This is a genomic window from Vibrio sp. Isolate22 (assembly GCF_022398115.1).
In the GTDB taxonomy this organism is placed as follows: Bacteria; Pseudomonadota; Gammaproteobacteria; order Enterobacterales; family Vibrionaceae; genus Vibrio.
Window position 1 is genome coordinate 1 of sequence record NZ_JAKEUW010000036.1, and the last position, 16,388, is coordinate 16,388.

Here is a 16,388-nt window from a genome sequence, read left to right on the forward strand (position 1 = left end):
AAGTTGCGCATCGGTGAACGTTAATGTGCCATCTTCATCAATGGTGTAGCTAACATCGCTCACCACTGTTGGGTCGCTCATCGGATTAACCGTTAGGTCTGCCGTTGCGGTCACCGTATCGGTACCGTCCGTTAGGTCGAAGGAGATATCAATGTCACCATTGAAATTCGCATCCGGYGTAATAGTGAAGCTGCCGTCATCGTTTGCCGTCACCGTCGCGTTACCGCCAACAGACAAGTTCGCTGCCGTTAGGTCATCGCCTTCCRCATCGGTCGCTTGTGCCAACAATTGCGCTTGGCTCAAGGTAATCGATGCGTCTTCATTGACCGTGTAAGCCAAATCACCGCTCACTGGCGCATCATTAACGGCCTTCACATCCACTTCGGCCGTCGTCGATACTTTCTCACCATCTTCATCGGCAACCACAACCGTTAAGCTCACACCACCGTTGAAGTTCTCATTCGGTGCAAAGCTGTAGGTGCCGTCGKCATTCGCCGTTAAGATGCCGTCAGTGCCCGTGTACGTTACACTGTCTAGGCTGACATCGCCTTCCACATCACTCGATTGAGCCAGTAACTGCGCTTCAGTGAAGTTAATCACTTCATCTTCATTCACAGAGTAACTGGTTGGACCCGCAACCGGTGGATCGTTCACTTCTGTAACGGTAATATTAACATTAGCAGAAACTGGCTCCGTTCCATCCGTGACCGTAAAGTCGAGGCTTACATCGCCATTGAAGTTCTCATTCGGTGCAAAGGAGTAAGTACCATCACCATTGTTCGTAAATACACCATCCGTTCCCGAGTATGTCACCTCACCGATAGATAGGTCGTCGCCATCAATGTCGGTCGCACCCACTAGTAAATCAGCATTAGTAAATGTTAATGTGCCATCTTCTTCAACATCGAGTTCTAAATTAGCCACTTCGGCTGCATCGTTTTCTGCGTCAATTTTAATTTGGAACGTTTCGGTTACCGTTTCAGAACCAAAGCCGTCTTCTACTTCGCTGATAGTCTCTTCATCAGAAGCTTGAACATCAACCGCAAATGTCTTTTCTACTGTTTGTGAATCGAGATCATCAACGCCTTGTTGCTCCTCTGATTCAGAAGATGTCGCATTTGATACTGTAGACGTAGTCGCGGCCTGCTCCTGCTCTTCATTACCTTCTGCGCTTGCTCCGCCATCTGAAGCTTCTGTGCTTTCACCACCTACCGCTTGGGCACCAACTTCTTCTACACCACTATCAGCTGTGACATCATTTTCGTTTGTATCTGTTACTGCACCATCAACCACGTTAGATTGAGCAACATCAGAATCACTACCGCTTTCTGTCGTTTCTTCTTGAACAGCCGCACCAGAAGCCGATTCATCATCATCAACACCTGCACTAGTCGGGTTATCCTCCAAAGCCTGGTCAAATTCGTCGACTGCATCAGTATCTTCAGCTCCTGTCGCAATTGTCGACGTAATCGTATTCTGTTGATTTTGTTGCTCCTGCTCCTGAGTGGAAGTACCAACATCATTCGTGTCTGTTTGTTCTACTGCATCATTGAGAGTTTCATCTTGATTAACTTGGTCTGCCATTACAGCCTCCGTTGCTACTAGCTAACTGATCGTGTTTACAGTCATTAAAGGACACTATTTTTAGAAAACCAAATTTTTATACAACATTTGTCATGATTTTTTTTTACAAATAAAGTAAAAAAAAATTGAAATCCTCCTTTAAAGATCCTTAATTATTGTCATCAAAGCAATTAAGGCGGTGGAATAATGATAGACATGACAAATTTGTTGCGTTCATTCGACAACAACCACAAACGTCTTCAATTAGTGTTGGAAGATTTTTACAAGGACTTTTATGGCGCAGCGACAAACATCGAGCAGCTTTATCAAGGTAATCGTTTCGATGAGCTTAACCACTACTCGAGAAAGTTGAAGACAATCTTAGCCCTGCTATGCGACCAAGATTTGCCGCCTAAGATGGCGAAGCTGGAACATTTAAGTAAACACGAATTCCCTGCTCCAGAAGATTTTTTAAAGGATGTACAAGCTGAATTGCTAAACGTTAATCGACAAATAAATCATTTATTATCGCTAGAAGCCGTTCCAGATAACAAGGTATCGAGGTAGGTCATGAGCAATAATCAAATTGAGCATCACCTTAGAAAGGCCCTTGTTTCTAATACAGAAGTCACTAAGGTCACAGCAGACGACACAATAGTGCTAGCCAGTGCAATGACTAGTGTTCACAAAACACTGCTTATTATATTCATGCTGGCACTGGTTGCAGTTGCTGTGGCATCGCAAGCACGCATAGACATTGTTGTTTCTGTTCGTGGTGAACTGCTTTTGGAATCTGATGTAGAAAAGGTTCAACACCTAGAAGGTGGGATTCTAGAAGAGTTACTCGTAAGGAAAGGTGAAGTCGTTTATGAAGGGCAACCCATCGCTCGACTACGTTCACTCGACCGCAATACTCAGCTCGATACGGTGAATACAGAGATAATCCAACTTGAACTAGACAAGATTCGCTATAAAAGCTTACGAGATATGGTAGAGCCCGACTTCACCGCTTTCATTGAGCAGTATCCTGAACAAGTGCAAACCAACATGAACACTTGGCGACAAGAGTTCTCTAAAAATCGCTCAAATGAAGAGCTCATCACTCATGATATAAAGCACAAAAACTCCCTTATCAGCTCAATGCTAAAGCGCCGTAAAAGTTCAGAGAATCAGCTTTCTTTGATTCGTAAACAGCTCAATATCAAAAACACCCTCTATAAAGAAGAGATGGCTTCTTACGTAGATGTTCTCAATATGCAGGTTCAAGAGTCCAATATGGTGCGTGAAATTGAGAATCTGGGTGAGTCTGTAATGAACGAGCGATTCCAACTCGACAAATTAGAAAAGCAACATCGTGATTTAGTTGAGAATCGAAATTCAGAGTATCAAGCACAAATCATTCAAGCGAACAAAGATCTCAAACTGAAACGAATCCTACAACCTCAGCACTCAGACAAGGTTGACCGCCTAGTCGTTTATTCACCCGTTGATGGAGTGGTCGACAAATTGCATTTTAACTTCCGCTCGGCGGTTATTCCTCCAGGCGAAAGTATCGCTGATATCGCACCGATCAATAACTCCCTTCACGGCGAAGCCAAAATCCCTCGTAAAGACATGGGGTTTGTGGAGATCGGCCAAGCAGTAAAAGTGAAAATGGATACGTATAACTTTGCCAAGTATGGCTTTGTAGAGGGAACCATAGCCTCTATCAGTCGCTCGTCTTACGAAGAAGAAGACGCGGAGTTCTATTTGGCGGAGATTGAGATAAGTCAAAATTTTCTTGAGCGAGGAGGCACACAATACAAACTATCCCCTTATATGGAATTTACTGCCGATGTCAAAACAGGCTCGCGCCGAGTCATCGAATATGCAGCCAAGCCTGTAATGTCAGCCATCGAAGATGCATTCGATGAGAGGTAGTGAAATGAGCAGAAAGCCGTCATACAATATATCGGTCCCAGCGCTGCGCCTAAGCATACTGTTTAGCCTGGTGTTGGCTTCACTCGCTTTTTATTTGTATTTATCTTGGTCAAAAGTCGACTCTGTTTCGCAAGTGCAAAATGCCCCACTCCTTACTAAGGCCCAAGAGCTAAACCAAGCCATTGAATTAGGCATACAAACCTTACAGCACTGTTTAAAGGCAGACAGTTTTAGCGAGAGTGATCTAAGCCTATCCAACCTGAAGAGCGAGATTGACGAGTTTCGTTCTTTGGCTTCCCTGAATAAAACTGAATTTAGTTTGGTTGGTGCGACCGAATATACACAACTTGAATTGGCGATTAACCGCTTTTCTGACAGCCCAAAAGCTCGTAATGACTTACTCGACTTGTACCTTTCACTGACCAACAACTACCTACAGATGGACGATAACTATCGCACCATGTTTAACAACCATGCAAGTGACCTAATGGCTGAGAAAAATGAGTTTTTCGTATGGCTATTTATGGTGGTGGCTGTGTTGGCTGTAATTAGCGTATTATCCAATTTGGTGGCGATATTTAAGCTTAAGAAGTCCAGCTTAAATGAACGAGTGATCGATTATGAATTTGATGCGTTATACCAAGAGTTAAAGCAGCTTGATTCACAAAGACTTGAAGAGGTTCTCAACGACGTGAGCATCAACGCTAAACAGCGACAAATATACTCTCACCTCAAGTTGATCTTCAGTAAATTAGAAGATCAAAAACGCAATAACGACCTTTATAAACAACTGTATGCGCTCATCGGTTATGAAATTCGGGGGATTACCAACACCATCAACGGCGGCGTCCAGTATCTAGTTCAAGAAACGGATGAAAGTGGCGTGTTAATGGCGAAGGACATTACCTCCGCTTCCAATACCCTTTCAGAGCTGGCTGAAAACTACAACCGTCTGATCTCTCAAGGGACAGAAAGTAAATCGAAAGATTTTTCGCTATTGAATGTACTGTCTGAGTTGATGATACATATCAGCGCAAAAGTTCAGCGTAATGAGGGACAACTCGACTGCTTCATTTCCGACAATTTACCCAATCGCGTTGAAGGACAGTCCACCAGCTTGTTCTGGATTCTGTTTCTACAGCTTTCAAACGCCATTCAACTTAAATCAAACAAGAAGTTATTTGTGACCATTGAATCTGGTGCAGCGTCCGATATGGAAAACACGCGAGTCACGATTAACCTCAACTTCCTTTCTACCCTAGATGTCTCGGTGGCAAAGTTAAACAAACTCCACTGGAGTGCTCATAAAGACCACACAACCAACACCGATGACTTGGCTAAGAGCGTGCTAAAAGACTATGGCTATTACGAAAGCCATTGGTTCCAATCTGGAATACAAGAGCGCTTTCAGATTAAACTCGACATCAAGGCGAAAAGCTTCCATACCGAGAAAACTCGCTTTGATGGCAAGCGCTTATTGTTATGTGCTAACACTCAAGTTCGTATTGATGTAATGAGTAAGATGCTCGTAAATTTAGGGCTGGATATCACCGAAGTTCGCACCGCAAACGAACTGTTCTCAGCAGCTAAAACCTTTGGTGAGTATGACGCAATCATGCTGACTGACACCTTTGAACCTAACAAGCTGCCTTCATTAAGCAAAACGGTGAAATCTCAACTCAAGAACCACCCAAATACTAAACTTCTGCTCTCCGTGACCAGTACGCAACATGCACAAGAGTGTCATAGCTTTGTCGATAAGATCATCAACTCACCAGCAATCCCATATGAGTTTATCCCGAACCTACTTGCCATCATGGAAGCTGAAGCCTCAGAAGAACAGATGGAAAATAGCTCATTCCTAATCGTGGAGGATGATCGAGTTCAGCAAATTCTACTCAAACGAATTCTCACAAAACAAGAGTACGAACCAGATACCGTTGGCGATGGTGCCGATGCAGTTAAGCACTTCATGAACAAGCGTTCTGACATCATTTTCATGGACTGCATTATGCCAGGCATGGGCGGTATTGAAGCAACCAAACGCATTCGTCAATTTGAACAAGAAAACGAGAAAAACCCTTGTACCATCATTGGTGCAACCGCATTGACCAGCAGTAATGAACATCAAGCGTGTATAGAAGCAGGGATGGATTACGTGATCAGCAAACCTTACAAGAGCGATGAAATTATCAAGGTGATCAACAAGTATGTGGCGGTACAAAAACTTAACTAGCGGCATTATTGCTGCACTTGCAATCAGCACGACTCCTTCAGCAATGGCAACTACCCTGCTTGAGGCGGTAGATCTCGGCCTGCAAAACAGTCTTTCCCTAAGAGCCAGTGATAAAGGCGTAGAAGAGAACGAATACAATATTGGTATTAGTCGTTCTAAGTTTCTCCCTTCGTTAAACGGTGCCGCCGATACCACATGGAATGAAAATGAGACCTTGTTATCAGGAGCTCCTGATGAAACCTCTAGCTATAACTCCAACAGTTATAGCCTTTCTCTTTCTCAATCGATATTTAACCTTGGTGACATTTTCAAATACGGCACCGCAAAGCTCGATTTCAATATCGAAGAGATTAAGCATGAAAACAAAATCCAAAGCACCATTTCAGAGATTGGCTCTCAGTATTTTGAATACCTAAAAAACAATGCGCAAATCAAAGCGACCCTAGTTGAACTTAAATCATCTGAGACTCGAGAGCATCAAATGCGACGTAACGTCGAGCTAGGCAACACCGCGGCCAGTGAGCTATATGAGGTTATTGCGCAAAAAGAAGGGGTCGCTAACCGATTAAGAACACTACAAAAAGACCGACGTGTCATTCTTAACGGGTTATCGATTCAAATTCAGTACCCTATTACTCCGTCACAAGACATCTACGAAAGTGTTCCATTAAAAGAGATAAGTGAGACAGAGCAACGCTCAATTATGGACCAAGCGCTGAAGCTCAATAACGATCTGCTGGTCGCTAAGAAAAACGTCGAACGCAGCCGTCGCAGCTTAAAAGAAAGTGGGTCCAACTTTTTACCAACCGTTTCTCTTTCTGCCAGTTACCGCCATGACGATGCCAATAACTACGACAAAACAGACGTAACTGCCACTGGAGAAAGTAACTCAACCAGTGTTGGGCTAAACCTAGCCGTACCTATCCTATCGGGTGGCTCGGACTACTATGGTTATCAAAAATCATCGACGGCCATCGAGCGCACAGAGTTGCTTTACCAAGACTCGCTGTACACCACTCGTAATAGCGTAAACACATCAGTTCTTAACATCAACGACTTTTCTCAGTCGATCAGCAGTTATGAAAACATCATTCGTGCTAACTACGCCTCTTACAAAGGGATTCAACGCGCATACCAACTGGGCACTCGTACTATCACCGATTTACTCGCCGCAGAAAGCAAACTGTTTAGTGCGTTGCGAGACTATGAAAGTGCACGGTACGACTACATCATTGAGACAATCAAGCTTGAGCAAATTAAAGGCGTACTGTCGATTCAGTCTATTGATAGCATTATGCAGTTAATGAGCGACATCGAAGGACGTGACAACCAAGATTTAGTGCCGAAACACCTTCTCTCAACCGAGTCGCTAAAGAAAGGAGGTCGCAATGCAAACTGAGCAATTTTCTCAGAAAATCAACATGGCTGATAAGTGCTACCTCACTTTCTCTACCATTATTTCAACGCTATTTGGTTTAGTACTGCCCTTCTCGATTCTGATCATTTTTGACCGAGTGCTGCCGAACCAAGCGCAAGACACCCTTTTCTTGCTGTTCGCGATTATTTTGATTTCGATATTTCTCGACTACCACCTAAAAAACCAGGAGGAGAAAATTTCCTCCGTGATCATGAGGCAGTTTGAGACAAACCTAACCAACAAGGTATTCCAATCCATCTGTTTGGCTGAGATATCAAAATTTCGTCGCCTTGAGCCAGGGGAATATCTAGAACGCATCGCCACTATCCCCGAACTAAAAACCTTCTTTGGCGGGGAATCGGTTAGAGCGCTTATCAACCTTGCGGTAAGTGTACTGACAATTCTTATCATAGGATTAATCAACATATGGGCAGGTATCACCCTTCTCATTGCCTCGCTGATCTTGGCTATATTCGCCTGGAGTCTTTCTAAACAGAAAATTGGCAGCCTGCAAAACAAGTCGGACATCGAAGGCTTAACCACATCTAAAATCATTGAAATCATATCAAGCCCGCTGGATATCAAAGCGCGAAATATGGAGTATCGAGTAGAGAGCTTAATGACGCAGATGGTCGAAGAACGTGAAGTTGAGAACATCAAATACGAACAGATTGAATCTAACTTCAGTTTGATATTAGCGTTAATTCAACAGCTATCAATCGCGTGTGTGGTGGTCGTTTTGGCGACAGCCGTAATCAACATGGAATCAAGCCAAGGCATCATGGCAGCAATCATCATGCTGACTAACCGTTACTTCGCCCCCTACCAACAGGTGATGCGTACTGCGAGCCGCTGGGAGCTCAACAAGCTCCATATTCAGCGTATTGCAGAACTGCTTGAGCTCGCCGCCTCTGTTGAACAGCAGCATGAGACGACAGAAGTTGAGCGGATATCGGTTAAATACTCAGACAAACAGCGTATCGAGTTTGAGCGCGGTCAAGCGTATTTACTGACAGGGAAAAGTGGCGCCGGTAAAACGCACTTAGCGAACTGTATCACTCGGCAAAACAGTGACAGCAAATTAGAGATAATGATCAACGACACACCGTTAGATGAGTTGAACTACAACGTTTGGCGTAACAGCGTATTGATGGTTGATAAGACCAGCTCCTTCGTAGAAGGCACCATTATCGATAACCTCACCTGTTTCCGCCCAAGCTTGAATAACACAGCCTTTGCTTTGTGTGAAACCATGAATATTAAGTCACAAATCGATGGACTGCCTGCTGGCTTTTATACTGAACTCAAGGGCCACATGAGAAATCCGTTCTCACGCCAAGTAGGATACGCCCTATTGTTGGTTCGTGCGTTATTGGCAAGCAAGCGTGTCTTAATATTTGATGACATCGATTGTGTCTACGACGATGAGTTCGCCCACTTAGTGCTCACCAGCACCGCTTACCGTGCCAACGATAAGATCCTCATTATTGCCAGCAACAAAATGGACAAACTGAATCACCGCCTCAAGCGCGTCAAACTTACAGGAGGTGACCAATGAGTATCCTAGTTGATTTCAACAATGTTCCGCAGCGAGTACTCGATTTTGAAGCCAGTGGTTATGACGAGCGTTATGGTCAATCACCTCTAATTCGGGGCTTGGCCTACACCTTAATAGCCCTCGAATGGGAAGGCACGCCAGCGACACTCAGCGATGCATTCATTCCAAAGCCAAAAGACACCGACAGTTTTACTGCGACTATCGAACGCCTTGGTTACCGCTGCGATGTCACCAAGTTAAAAACACTCGAGAACATCGATAAACACCCACATCCATGTTTTATCGAGATTGAAAACCTTAGCGCGATCTTTCTTGGTACCAAAGATGGCAAGTTAATGCTGTTTGATTACACAAACAACAACACCATCGAATATCCGATGTGTAAAAAACCTTGCTTGCTGATTTCCATCAGTGAGTACTCTCGCCTATTCCGAGAGCCACCACCAGAATCACAAGACAGAAGTAACTGGATCAAATACGCGTTCTATCGATACAACAATGAACTCAAGAGCCTAATCATATTGAGCTTTGTGATCAGTATTTTAGGTGCACTTCAACCCTTCTTCATCATGAGTGTGTATAATTTCGCTTTGACGTCTAGCTCTGAAGCTACCCTCTATTGGTTGACCCTCTTTGCCGTGATTGTTGGATTCTCTGAATACTTCTTCAAGAAGATGCGGGTCAACATCATCGCCACTTCCGGTAAAGATCTCGCGGTTCATATATCGCAAGCCGTGATATCTAAGCTGCTATGGTTGCCCTACGCGATGACCTCAACCGCCGGTGTGTCATCTCAGCTTGCTCGTTTAAAAGATATCGATACGTTTAGACGCTTGGTAACCGCAGAATCCACACTCAGCTACTTTGATATGCCGTTTATCATTGTGTTTATCATTGCTATTGCTCTGATGTCTGGTACTGCTGCACTCGTGGTAATGGGCGGTTTGATCTTGATGTTGGTGTTCTGTGTGTACTCGCGTTATATCTATTCTCAAGCAACGTCCAAAAGCTCTCGGGCTAACGCTATGGTTTCCTATCAATGGAACGAGATACTTCGTGGTATCAAAACCATTCAAGGGTTGCCACTTCTACGTGTGGTTCAATCTCGCTTTAGTGCTTCTCACTTACAAAGTACCAGTGATGCCGAAAACGTCGCGGTAACAAATAGTAAAATTCAAGCCGCTGGCGGTAGCTTGATTCAGGTGATTGGTACAGCCAGTATTGTAACCGCCGTAATAGGTGTGATGGAAGGTACCTCAGATGCCGGAGCAATGCTCGCGACCGTGATTCTGGTTTGGAAAGCCTTAGGTCCAATCATGGGCATCTACAACTCAATTTCTAAGTTTCAATCGATCAAAGCATCATCAGCACAAATCAACAATCTGATGTCGATGAATGATGACAAGTTAACACTAGAAAAAAGCCCGCCGATTCGCCGATTCCAAGGCAGTATTGTGGGAAGTGGCGTGAGTCACCGGTACGTCGGCGCAGCAACAGGGCTAACCAACCTTGGTTTCAAAATCCCACCCGCAGCAAAAGTAGTGATATGTGGGCCTACCGGATGCGGAAAAACGACTTTAATTTCAATCATTGCCGGTTTAGAAGACCGCTATCAAGGTGCTGTATCTGTCGATGGTTATAACATTAAGCAGTTCAACAGCTATCGCTACCGAACCTCGATTAACTACATTCCTTTTAACCTACATATTTTTGAAGGCTCATTAGAGACTAACTTCATTCTGCACAATGGCCTTATTCCTACCGAGAAGATGCAAGAGATGGTTAGCTTTTTCGAGCTAGATGAATGGCTACCAGACGGGTTAGCAACACAGCTCAGTGTAGACAAATGTAAAAGCCTGCCTAATGGGATTCAGCAAAAACTTCGCCTCGCACTTGGCCTCGGCAACTGTGAGCAATCTCTGATAATCATCGATGAACCATTCAATGGCGCTGAGCAAGAAAACGCACAATATTTTAACCGCTTATTTACTGATAAACTTCTGAATAAGAGCGTAATTTTCTCAACCAATGATCCGGGATTAATCGCGACATCGAACATGAGTCTAGTGTTAGAACCAGACGGAAACCTGAAGTATTTTGGTTTAACAGACAAATACTTAAATAGCTTAAGTTAAAAGTTCAACACACATACACAATTCATTTACTCGCTCAATGAATGCCATTGACATAAAGGTGAACCAAAGGGATGATTCGCTGCAAAAACCCATAGAACAAGGAATCAGATGTACACTTTCGTTGCAGACAAGCTTGATGTCACTTACTTATCCGCAATTCCTGAAAACCATCAACTTCAGGAATGTGATGTGCCTGAAGAGGAGCTCGAACTCAGAGAGATCGTTGAGATCTGGTATGAGAGCGCATTCCTGCCCGCGTTCAACCTGCAACACGTAGAAATCGCCCAAAAAGCAGAGCTTACTATCGTACAGACTCACGTATTGAGCAACGACACCCAAACACTCGCATTTCTTCTTAAAAATAGGGTGTATCGTGCCGCACTTAACCGAATCTTAGGTGTTTGGATTTTGGAGCCTTCTGCAAAAACGATTCTAGAGCACCTTCTATTGGCGGCGAATCGAAGCAAATCTCGAACTCACTGATTCATCTTTTGAGTTATTCATCAGTAAGCACAAGAAACAACCTGCTATCAATCGCTAGAAGTTAGTAGGAATTATTCATTCAATCAAAATAAGCATCGGAATCATTAGAAATTATACTCCTCCCACACTTCCGAAAAATTAACTCGTACAAAGTTTCCATATCGCTATTTTTATTCTACTGTTCTTATATAAAAACAGTTGGATGGATCCTTATATGGCGATTACGGTCTGGAATAACCTTTCAGTCAAACATAAACTCTTTGGCTTAGCTCTACTTCCCATTTCACTTTTACTCTTCCTAGCAGGCAGACAAGCGTATATTTTGACGACACAGTTAACTGATTTTGAGCGCACCAATCAGTTATCTGTCTACCTTCAAGATATTTCCGTCTTGTATAGAAGCACCTTAGCATCGAGCCCTGAAGAGTTTACTGCACAAAGTGAACAAGTTAAGTCGGAACTCAAAACCTTATCTCCTATTATCTTTCTAGGGGCTTCTGATGAAATGAATCAGTTAGTCGCGGATTTTAACGAAGCTACCCTATCAACCATGGAAGCAACGGATACTTACGATAAATTGGATGCCCAGGAGTGGCAGAGTGATTTATACAAGCAGTTGTTGCTAGAGATAGAAAAAGTACCGTTCGAAAATACCAAGCGAGAAATCCAACAGCACCTTACCGCCTTACAACAACTCGAATGGTTGATGTTCTGGTCGAACGAAGAATTTAAATTAGGTACCTCACTAATTGAGATATTCCAAAGTAGCCAAGAATACGATCCCGAACTAGCAGAACAAATTGAAACCCTAAGTGAAAGGCAACAACTGTTTTTGGAACGCTTCGTGTCATTGAATGCCAATGAAAACCAGGTTTCACTGATGGTTGAAGTGTTCAGAAATGATGTGTTTGCTCAAAGCCAAGAAATAAGAAACGCTCTACTCGACCTCAACGCACTTAGTCAGCTAACACCTCAAGAGATTTCTGTCGGCTTAGAAGCAATGCGCGCGCGACTAAACCTATTACAGAGTTTAGGGAACGTCATCAAACAAGAGTTCCAAGTTGAAGTTGAACAAGCAATCTCAGCGGCTCAAGTACAAAGAACACTATTTATCTCTTTAGTCGCCCTACTCGCAACGATTGTTATGGGCTTAACGCTGAGCTTAGCGAGACAGGTAACCAATAATCTTAGCTTAATTCTGAAGTTCTTAAAGAGTGAAAATGATGAAACTCGCCCTTCATTAGAAAAACTCATTCAAGGAAAAGATGAACTCAGTTTATTCGCTCAACAAGTCGAGCGTTTAACTATTGAAAGAGAGCACGCTAAAGAAAAGCTTACGCTAGCGAAAGAAGACGCAGAGCGAGCTAAAGAGGACGCGGAAGAAGCGAAAGATCACGCAATACAAGCAAGTAAGGCGAAAAGTAGTTTCCTAGCCAACATGTCACACGAGATCCGTACCCCGTTAAATGGCGTTATCGGTATCTCAGAGATCCTTGCTGATACGCCATTAACCCCGACGCAGCGTGATTATGTAGATACCATAGAAACCTCTTCTCAACTCTTACTCAGCTTAATCAATGACATTTTGGACTTCTCGAAAATCGAATCGGGTATGTTGCTGATCAGCCCACATTCTGCGTCTATCCGCGAATCTATTTATGATATTGCGTCGATTGTTGCGCCAAAAGCCAAAGAGCAAAAAATATCAGTCAACGTTGATATCAGCCCGGATACTCCAGCCCGAGTGATGATCGATGACCACCGTCTAAGACAAGTGCTGATGAACTTTATGTCGAATGCTGTGAAGTTCACAGCTGAAGGCGGCGTGACCCTCTCAATCAACACTCTCCAACAATCCGACGACAAGGTTACAGTTCGCTTTGCAGTGCGAGATACGGGTATTGGTATCGATAAGCAGCAACAAAAACAGATATTCGAACCTTTTGCACAAGAAGACGACTCAACGACTCGTCAGTTTGGGGGTACCGGCCTAGGACTTGCCATCAGTACTCAGCTCGTAGAACTAATGGGCGGACAAATACAGTTAGATTCAGTGAAAGGCGAAGGTAGCTGTTTCTATTTCGACCTAGAATTAGCAGTTGATCTAATGCTACCGAAGCCAAGCTCTGCTTCCGCAGACATTTATATTCTTGGACATGCTAATTTGCTTTCAGAGCGTATCGAAAACGACCTAAAACTCTATGGGTTAGAAGTCGCGCAAACCACCGATAATACGAGCGAGATTAGTGACAAAATTGCCAACAAACAACACACAAAACCGACTACGGTTATCTTTGCAGAAATCGATGAATTCCAAGCCAGTGATTATGCCGTTCAACTAAATACGCTTCATAACAATGGCGCGACTATTTGTTTAATTCGTTCCTTCCTCAGCGACCCTACCGACATCGGAGAATGTATCGCGGCACAAGTCTCACAACCCCTACTCGGCCTTCGCTTAATAAAAGCGGTCGAACTTTGCGATACACAAGGCTTAGCTGATCTATCGAGTGCAAGCCAGTCCGAGCTTCAGGTTCAACATAAGATCTTGATTGTCGAAGATAACAAGATAAATCAAAAAATAGCCGGTCTACAAGTCGGAAAAAGTGGGTTCGAATTTGAGTTCGCTAACAACGGGCAAGAGGCCGTGGATATGTTTACAGCGAACCCTCTTTACGCAGCAATCTTGATGGATTGTATGATGCCTGTCATGGATGGCTTTGAGGCAACGGGTCACATTCGACGTATCGAGAAAGACGCAGAAGCAACCCGCCGCATCCCTATCATTGCGTTGACTGCCAGTGTTATCGATGACGACATACAAAAGTGTTTCGATGTGGGTATGGATGATTACGTAGCTAAGCCGTTCAAGTTCGAGATGTTAAAAGAGAAATTGCTAACGGCTGTCGAAGCAATGCCGCTTCCAGCAACACACAATACAGCGCCAACGCACAACTCAACCGTTACCCCTATTCACAATACCATTCCTACAACTCAAGCAGCGAAAACCACGCTGCCGGACGAGCCTCAAGAAGAATCTGTACCAAGTAAGTCTGAAAAGATTCTGTTGGTCGAAGACAATCGTGTAAACCAAAAAGTGGCGTCGGTCATGCTTAAGAAAGCAGGTTATACCTTTGAAATTGCGGACAACGGACAGATTGCTGTTGATATGTATCTGAACGACAGCAGCTTCGACATTATTTTAATGGACTGCATGATGCCGGTGATGGATGGATTCACCGCAACCAGGGAGATAAGAGAACACGAGAAAAACCTAGGCTTAACAAAGACACCTATCATCGCGTTAACCGCCAGCGTTATCGACGATGATATTCAAAAGTGCTTTGATTCGGGTATGGATGGTTACGTCGCGAAACCCGTAAGAAAAGATAAACTATTCCATCAAATTGAAAGCGCGACTTGCTAGGAGAAACCAATGGATTGGAAGAAAACAATAAAAACATTCCAGTGCAGAGCTGCGTTCATCGCGGTACTAGGGCTATTAGGAAGTCTACTTCTTATTAGCCCAGCTCATGCATCGGAAGACTACGCCATATTCTCTTTAGACACAGAGTTTGAAGCGATTTCTATTAACAAAGCAAGAAAGCTATATCGAGGAAAAACCAAACGTCTTAACGGCAAACGTATAGAACTATCAGATTGGCCTGAAAACAGCGCCGAAAGAGAGGAATTTTATCAACTTTTACTAGGAAAGAACGCCGCTCAAATGAACGCTCACTGGGCCGGATTATCTTTCTCGGGTAAAGCGCGTTATCCAAGAGAAATCAAAGCGGCGTCGACAGACAGCTTAGTGGATTGGCTCAACGAAAAACCTAACCGTATTGGTTATGCCCCACTCTCTTCGATTTCTCAAAATGCCAACGTTCTCTACGTTATAAGCTCGGAGAAATAACATGAAAAAAATAATTACGTCAGTGCTATGTGCTTCAATTGCCTCTCCGGCTTTCGCGATCATCGAGCTCACCGATAACTTGTCTCTGAGCGGCTTTGGTTCAACGTCTTGGGCGACATCAGACAACGACAACCCTTTAATCATCAATCGTGGTTTTACCGATGAGAGTTGTTACGACTGTGATACCACTTTTGGTGTTCAACTCGATTATTTCTACGACTCATTCAAAGCCTCTGTGCAAGTTGTTAAAGCTCCTCAGTACGATTGGAGTGACCCGCAATTAGAATGGGCTTACCTTGGTTATGACTTCAATGATTTTGATGTCAATATCGGGCGATTGAGACTGCCTCTCTTCCTTGCATCTGAGTACTACTATGTTGGGCAAGCCTACATGACAGCAAGGCCACCTACAGAAGTATATAACGCCGTATTAGGTATAACCGCATTTAACGGGATTAAAGTCAGCTGGACTCATGATGTGAGTGATGAGGCAACGCTGTTATTCTCCCCTTTCTTTGGCGTAAAAGACAAAAACGAAGTTGATTTTAATTCTAGTACAGAGCTGGAATTTGAAACCAATCGCATGTTTGGTGTCAACCTTCAGTTAAGCGGAGAGAACTATCGTTGGAATTTGTCATTCCTCGACTCCAACTTTGATCAGACTGTTAAGATTAAAAACGTTGGTGCGTTACCCACTGCAGACAACCAACACATCCAGCTTTGGTCTTTGGGTGCTGAGTATGAATTTGGTCAAGCGGTGCTATCAAGTGAAGGACAAATCAGTGACTTCTCTTCATCGATGTATGCAAGTCTAGGCTACAGATTGAATTCGTTTACGCCTTATGTCGTTTATGGTGCTGAGTTTGACTCCAACGAACACCTCACAGGCAACAGCTATTTGATTGGTATCGATTACGACGTATTGCCGAACGTTTCCCTCAATGGTGAGGTACAATACTTTGAAGCTCGTAAGACAAACGGCGCCTTTGTTGAAGACTTCAATCCACTGACGGGCTTTGATGATAAAGACGCAGTGCTCTATACCATTATGCTGAGTTTCGTGTTCTAAAATCTACCGAGAAAACACATAACCAGTGAAACGAAAAGCCAGCATTCGACTGGCTTTTCAATAACTCACTTTATTTTATCGATCAACGCAACTA

At 43.7% G+C, this 16,388-nt stretch carries 11 protein-coding genes; 10 read left to right on the plus strand and 1 reads right to left on the minus strand.

Annotated features, from left to right (window positions below; genetic code table 11):
- On the minus strand, positions 1 to 1,584 hold a 1,584-nt coding region (locus L1D55_RS18050; RefSeq protein WP_239918347.1), incomplete at its 3' end, for a tandem-95 repeat protein.
- 183 nt (positions 1,585 to 1,767) lie between these two features.
- On the opposite strand from L1D55_RS18050, the gene L1D55_RS18055 reads away from it, so the two are divergent.
- The 10 genes from L1D55_RS18055 to L1D55_RS18100 all read left to right on the plus strand — a co-directional run bounded on the left by L1D55_RS18055 (position 1,768) and on the right by L1D55_RS18100 (position 16,294).
- Positions 1,768 to 2,130 carry a hypothetical protein gene (locus tag L1D55_RS18055; protein ID WP_239918380.1) on the plus strand — a complete coding sequence of 121 codons (363 nt, stop codon included), beginning with the start codon at positions 1,768 to 1,770 and terminating at the stop codon, positions 2,128 to 2,130.
- A gap of 3 nt (positions 2,131 to 2,133) precedes the next feature.
- The gene (locus tag L1D55_RS18060) at positions 2,134 to 3,483 is read left to right on the plus strand and encodes an HlyD family type I secretion periplasmic adaptor subunit (protein ID WP_239918348.1); all 1,350 of its coding nucleotides are present in this window, start codon (positions 2,134 to 2,136) and stop codon (positions 3,481 to 3,483) included.
- Between the two features lie 4 nt (positions 3,484 to 3,487).
- Positions 3,488 to 5,719 carry a response regulator gene (locus L1D55_RS18065; RefSeq protein WP_239918349.1) on the plus strand — a complete coding sequence of 744 codons (2,232 nt, stop codon included), beginning with the start codon at positions 3,488 to 3,490 and terminating at the stop codon, positions 5,717 to 5,719.
- On the plus strand, positions 5,694 to 7,118 hold the full coding sequence (locus L1D55_RS18070; RefSeq protein ID WP_239918350.1) for a TolC family protein: 1,425 nt from the start codon (positions 5,694 to 5,696) through the stop codon (positions 7,116 to 7,118). The genes L1D55_RS18065 and L1D55_RS18070 overlap by 26 nt, the downstream gene beginning before the upstream one ends.
- Entirely contained in the window at positions 7,108 to 8,694 is a 1,587-nt protein-coding gene (locus tag L1D55_RS18075) for an ATP-binding cassette domain-containing protein (RefSeq protein ID WP_239918351.1), read from the plus strand. The genes L1D55_RS18070 and L1D55_RS18075 overlap by 11 nt, the downstream gene beginning before the upstream one ends.
- Positions 8,691 to 10,829 (plus strand): ATP-binding cassette domain-containing protein, encoded by a 2,139-nt coding sequence (locus tag L1D55_RS18080; RefSeq protein WP_239918352.1) that lies wholly within the window; start codon positions 8,691 to 8,693, stop codon positions 10,827 to 10,829. Before L1D55_RS18075 ends, L1D55_RS18080 begins: the two co-directional genes overlap by 4 nt.
- Positions 10,830 to 10,937: 108 nt before the next feature.
- A complete protein-coding gene (locus L1D55_RS18085) occupies positions 10,938 to 11,312 on the plus strand; it encodes a hypothetical protein (RefSeq protein ID WP_239918353.1) in 375 nt (124 codons plus the stop codon).
- A gap of 214 nt (positions 11,313 to 11,526) precedes the next feature.
- Positions 11,527 to 14,739, plus strand: a complete 3,213-nt coding sequence (locus L1D55_RS18090) for a response regulator (protein ID WP_239918354.1) — start codon at positions 11,527 to 11,529, stop codon at positions 14,737 to 14,739.
- 9 nt (positions 14,740 to 14,748) lie between these two features.
- Entirely contained in the window at positions 14,749 to 15,225 is a 477-nt protein-coding gene (locus L1D55_RS18095) for a hypothetical protein (RefSeq protein ID WP_239918355.1), read from the plus strand.
- Position 15,226: 1 nt separating this feature from the next.
- Positions 15,227 to 16,294 carry a sulfate ABC transporter permease gene (locus tag L1D55_RS18100; RefSeq protein WP_239918356.1) on the plus strand — a complete coding sequence of 356 codons (1,068 nt, stop codon included), beginning with the start codon at positions 15,227 to 15,229 and terminating at the stop codon, positions 16,292 to 16,294.
- The last annotated feature ends 94 nt before the right edge of the window (positions 16,295 to 16,388 follow it).

Coding starts and splice junctions, on each gene's coding strand:
- L1D55_RS18060 (WP_239918348.1), top strand. CDS start 2,134: ATGAGCAATAATCAAATTGAGCATCACCTTAGAAAGGCCCTTGTTTCT.
- L1D55_RS18065 (WP_239918349.1), top strand. CDS start 3,488: ATGAGCAGAAAGCCGTCATACAATATATCGGTCCCAGCGCTGCGCCTA.
- L1D55_RS18070 (WP_239918350.1), top strand. CDS start 5,694: ATGTGGCGGTACAAAAACTTAACTAGCGGCATTATTGCTGCACTTGCA.
- L1D55_RS18075 (WP_239918351.1), top strand. CDS start 7,108: ATGCAAACTGAGCAATTTTCTCAGAAAATCAACATGGCTGATAAGTGC.
- L1D55_RS18080 (WP_239918352.1), top strand. CDS start 8,691: ATGAGTATCCTAGTTGATTTCAACAATGTTCCGCAGCGAGTACTCGAT.
- L1D55_RS18085 (WP_239918353.1), top strand. CDS start 10,938: ATGTACACTTTCGTTGCAGACAAGCTTGATGTCACTTACTTATCCGCA.
- L1D55_RS18090 (WP_239918354.1), top strand. CDS start 11,527: ATGGCGATTACGGTCTGGAATAACCTTTCAGTCAAACATAAACTCTTT.
- L1D55_RS18095 (WP_239918355.1), top strand. CDS start 14,749: ATGGATTGGAAGAAAACAATAAAAACATTCCAGTGCAGAGCTGCGTTC.
- L1D55_RS18100 (WP_239918356.1), top strand. CDS start 15,227: ATGAAAAAAATAATTACGTCAGTGCTATGTGCTTCAATTGCCTCTCCG.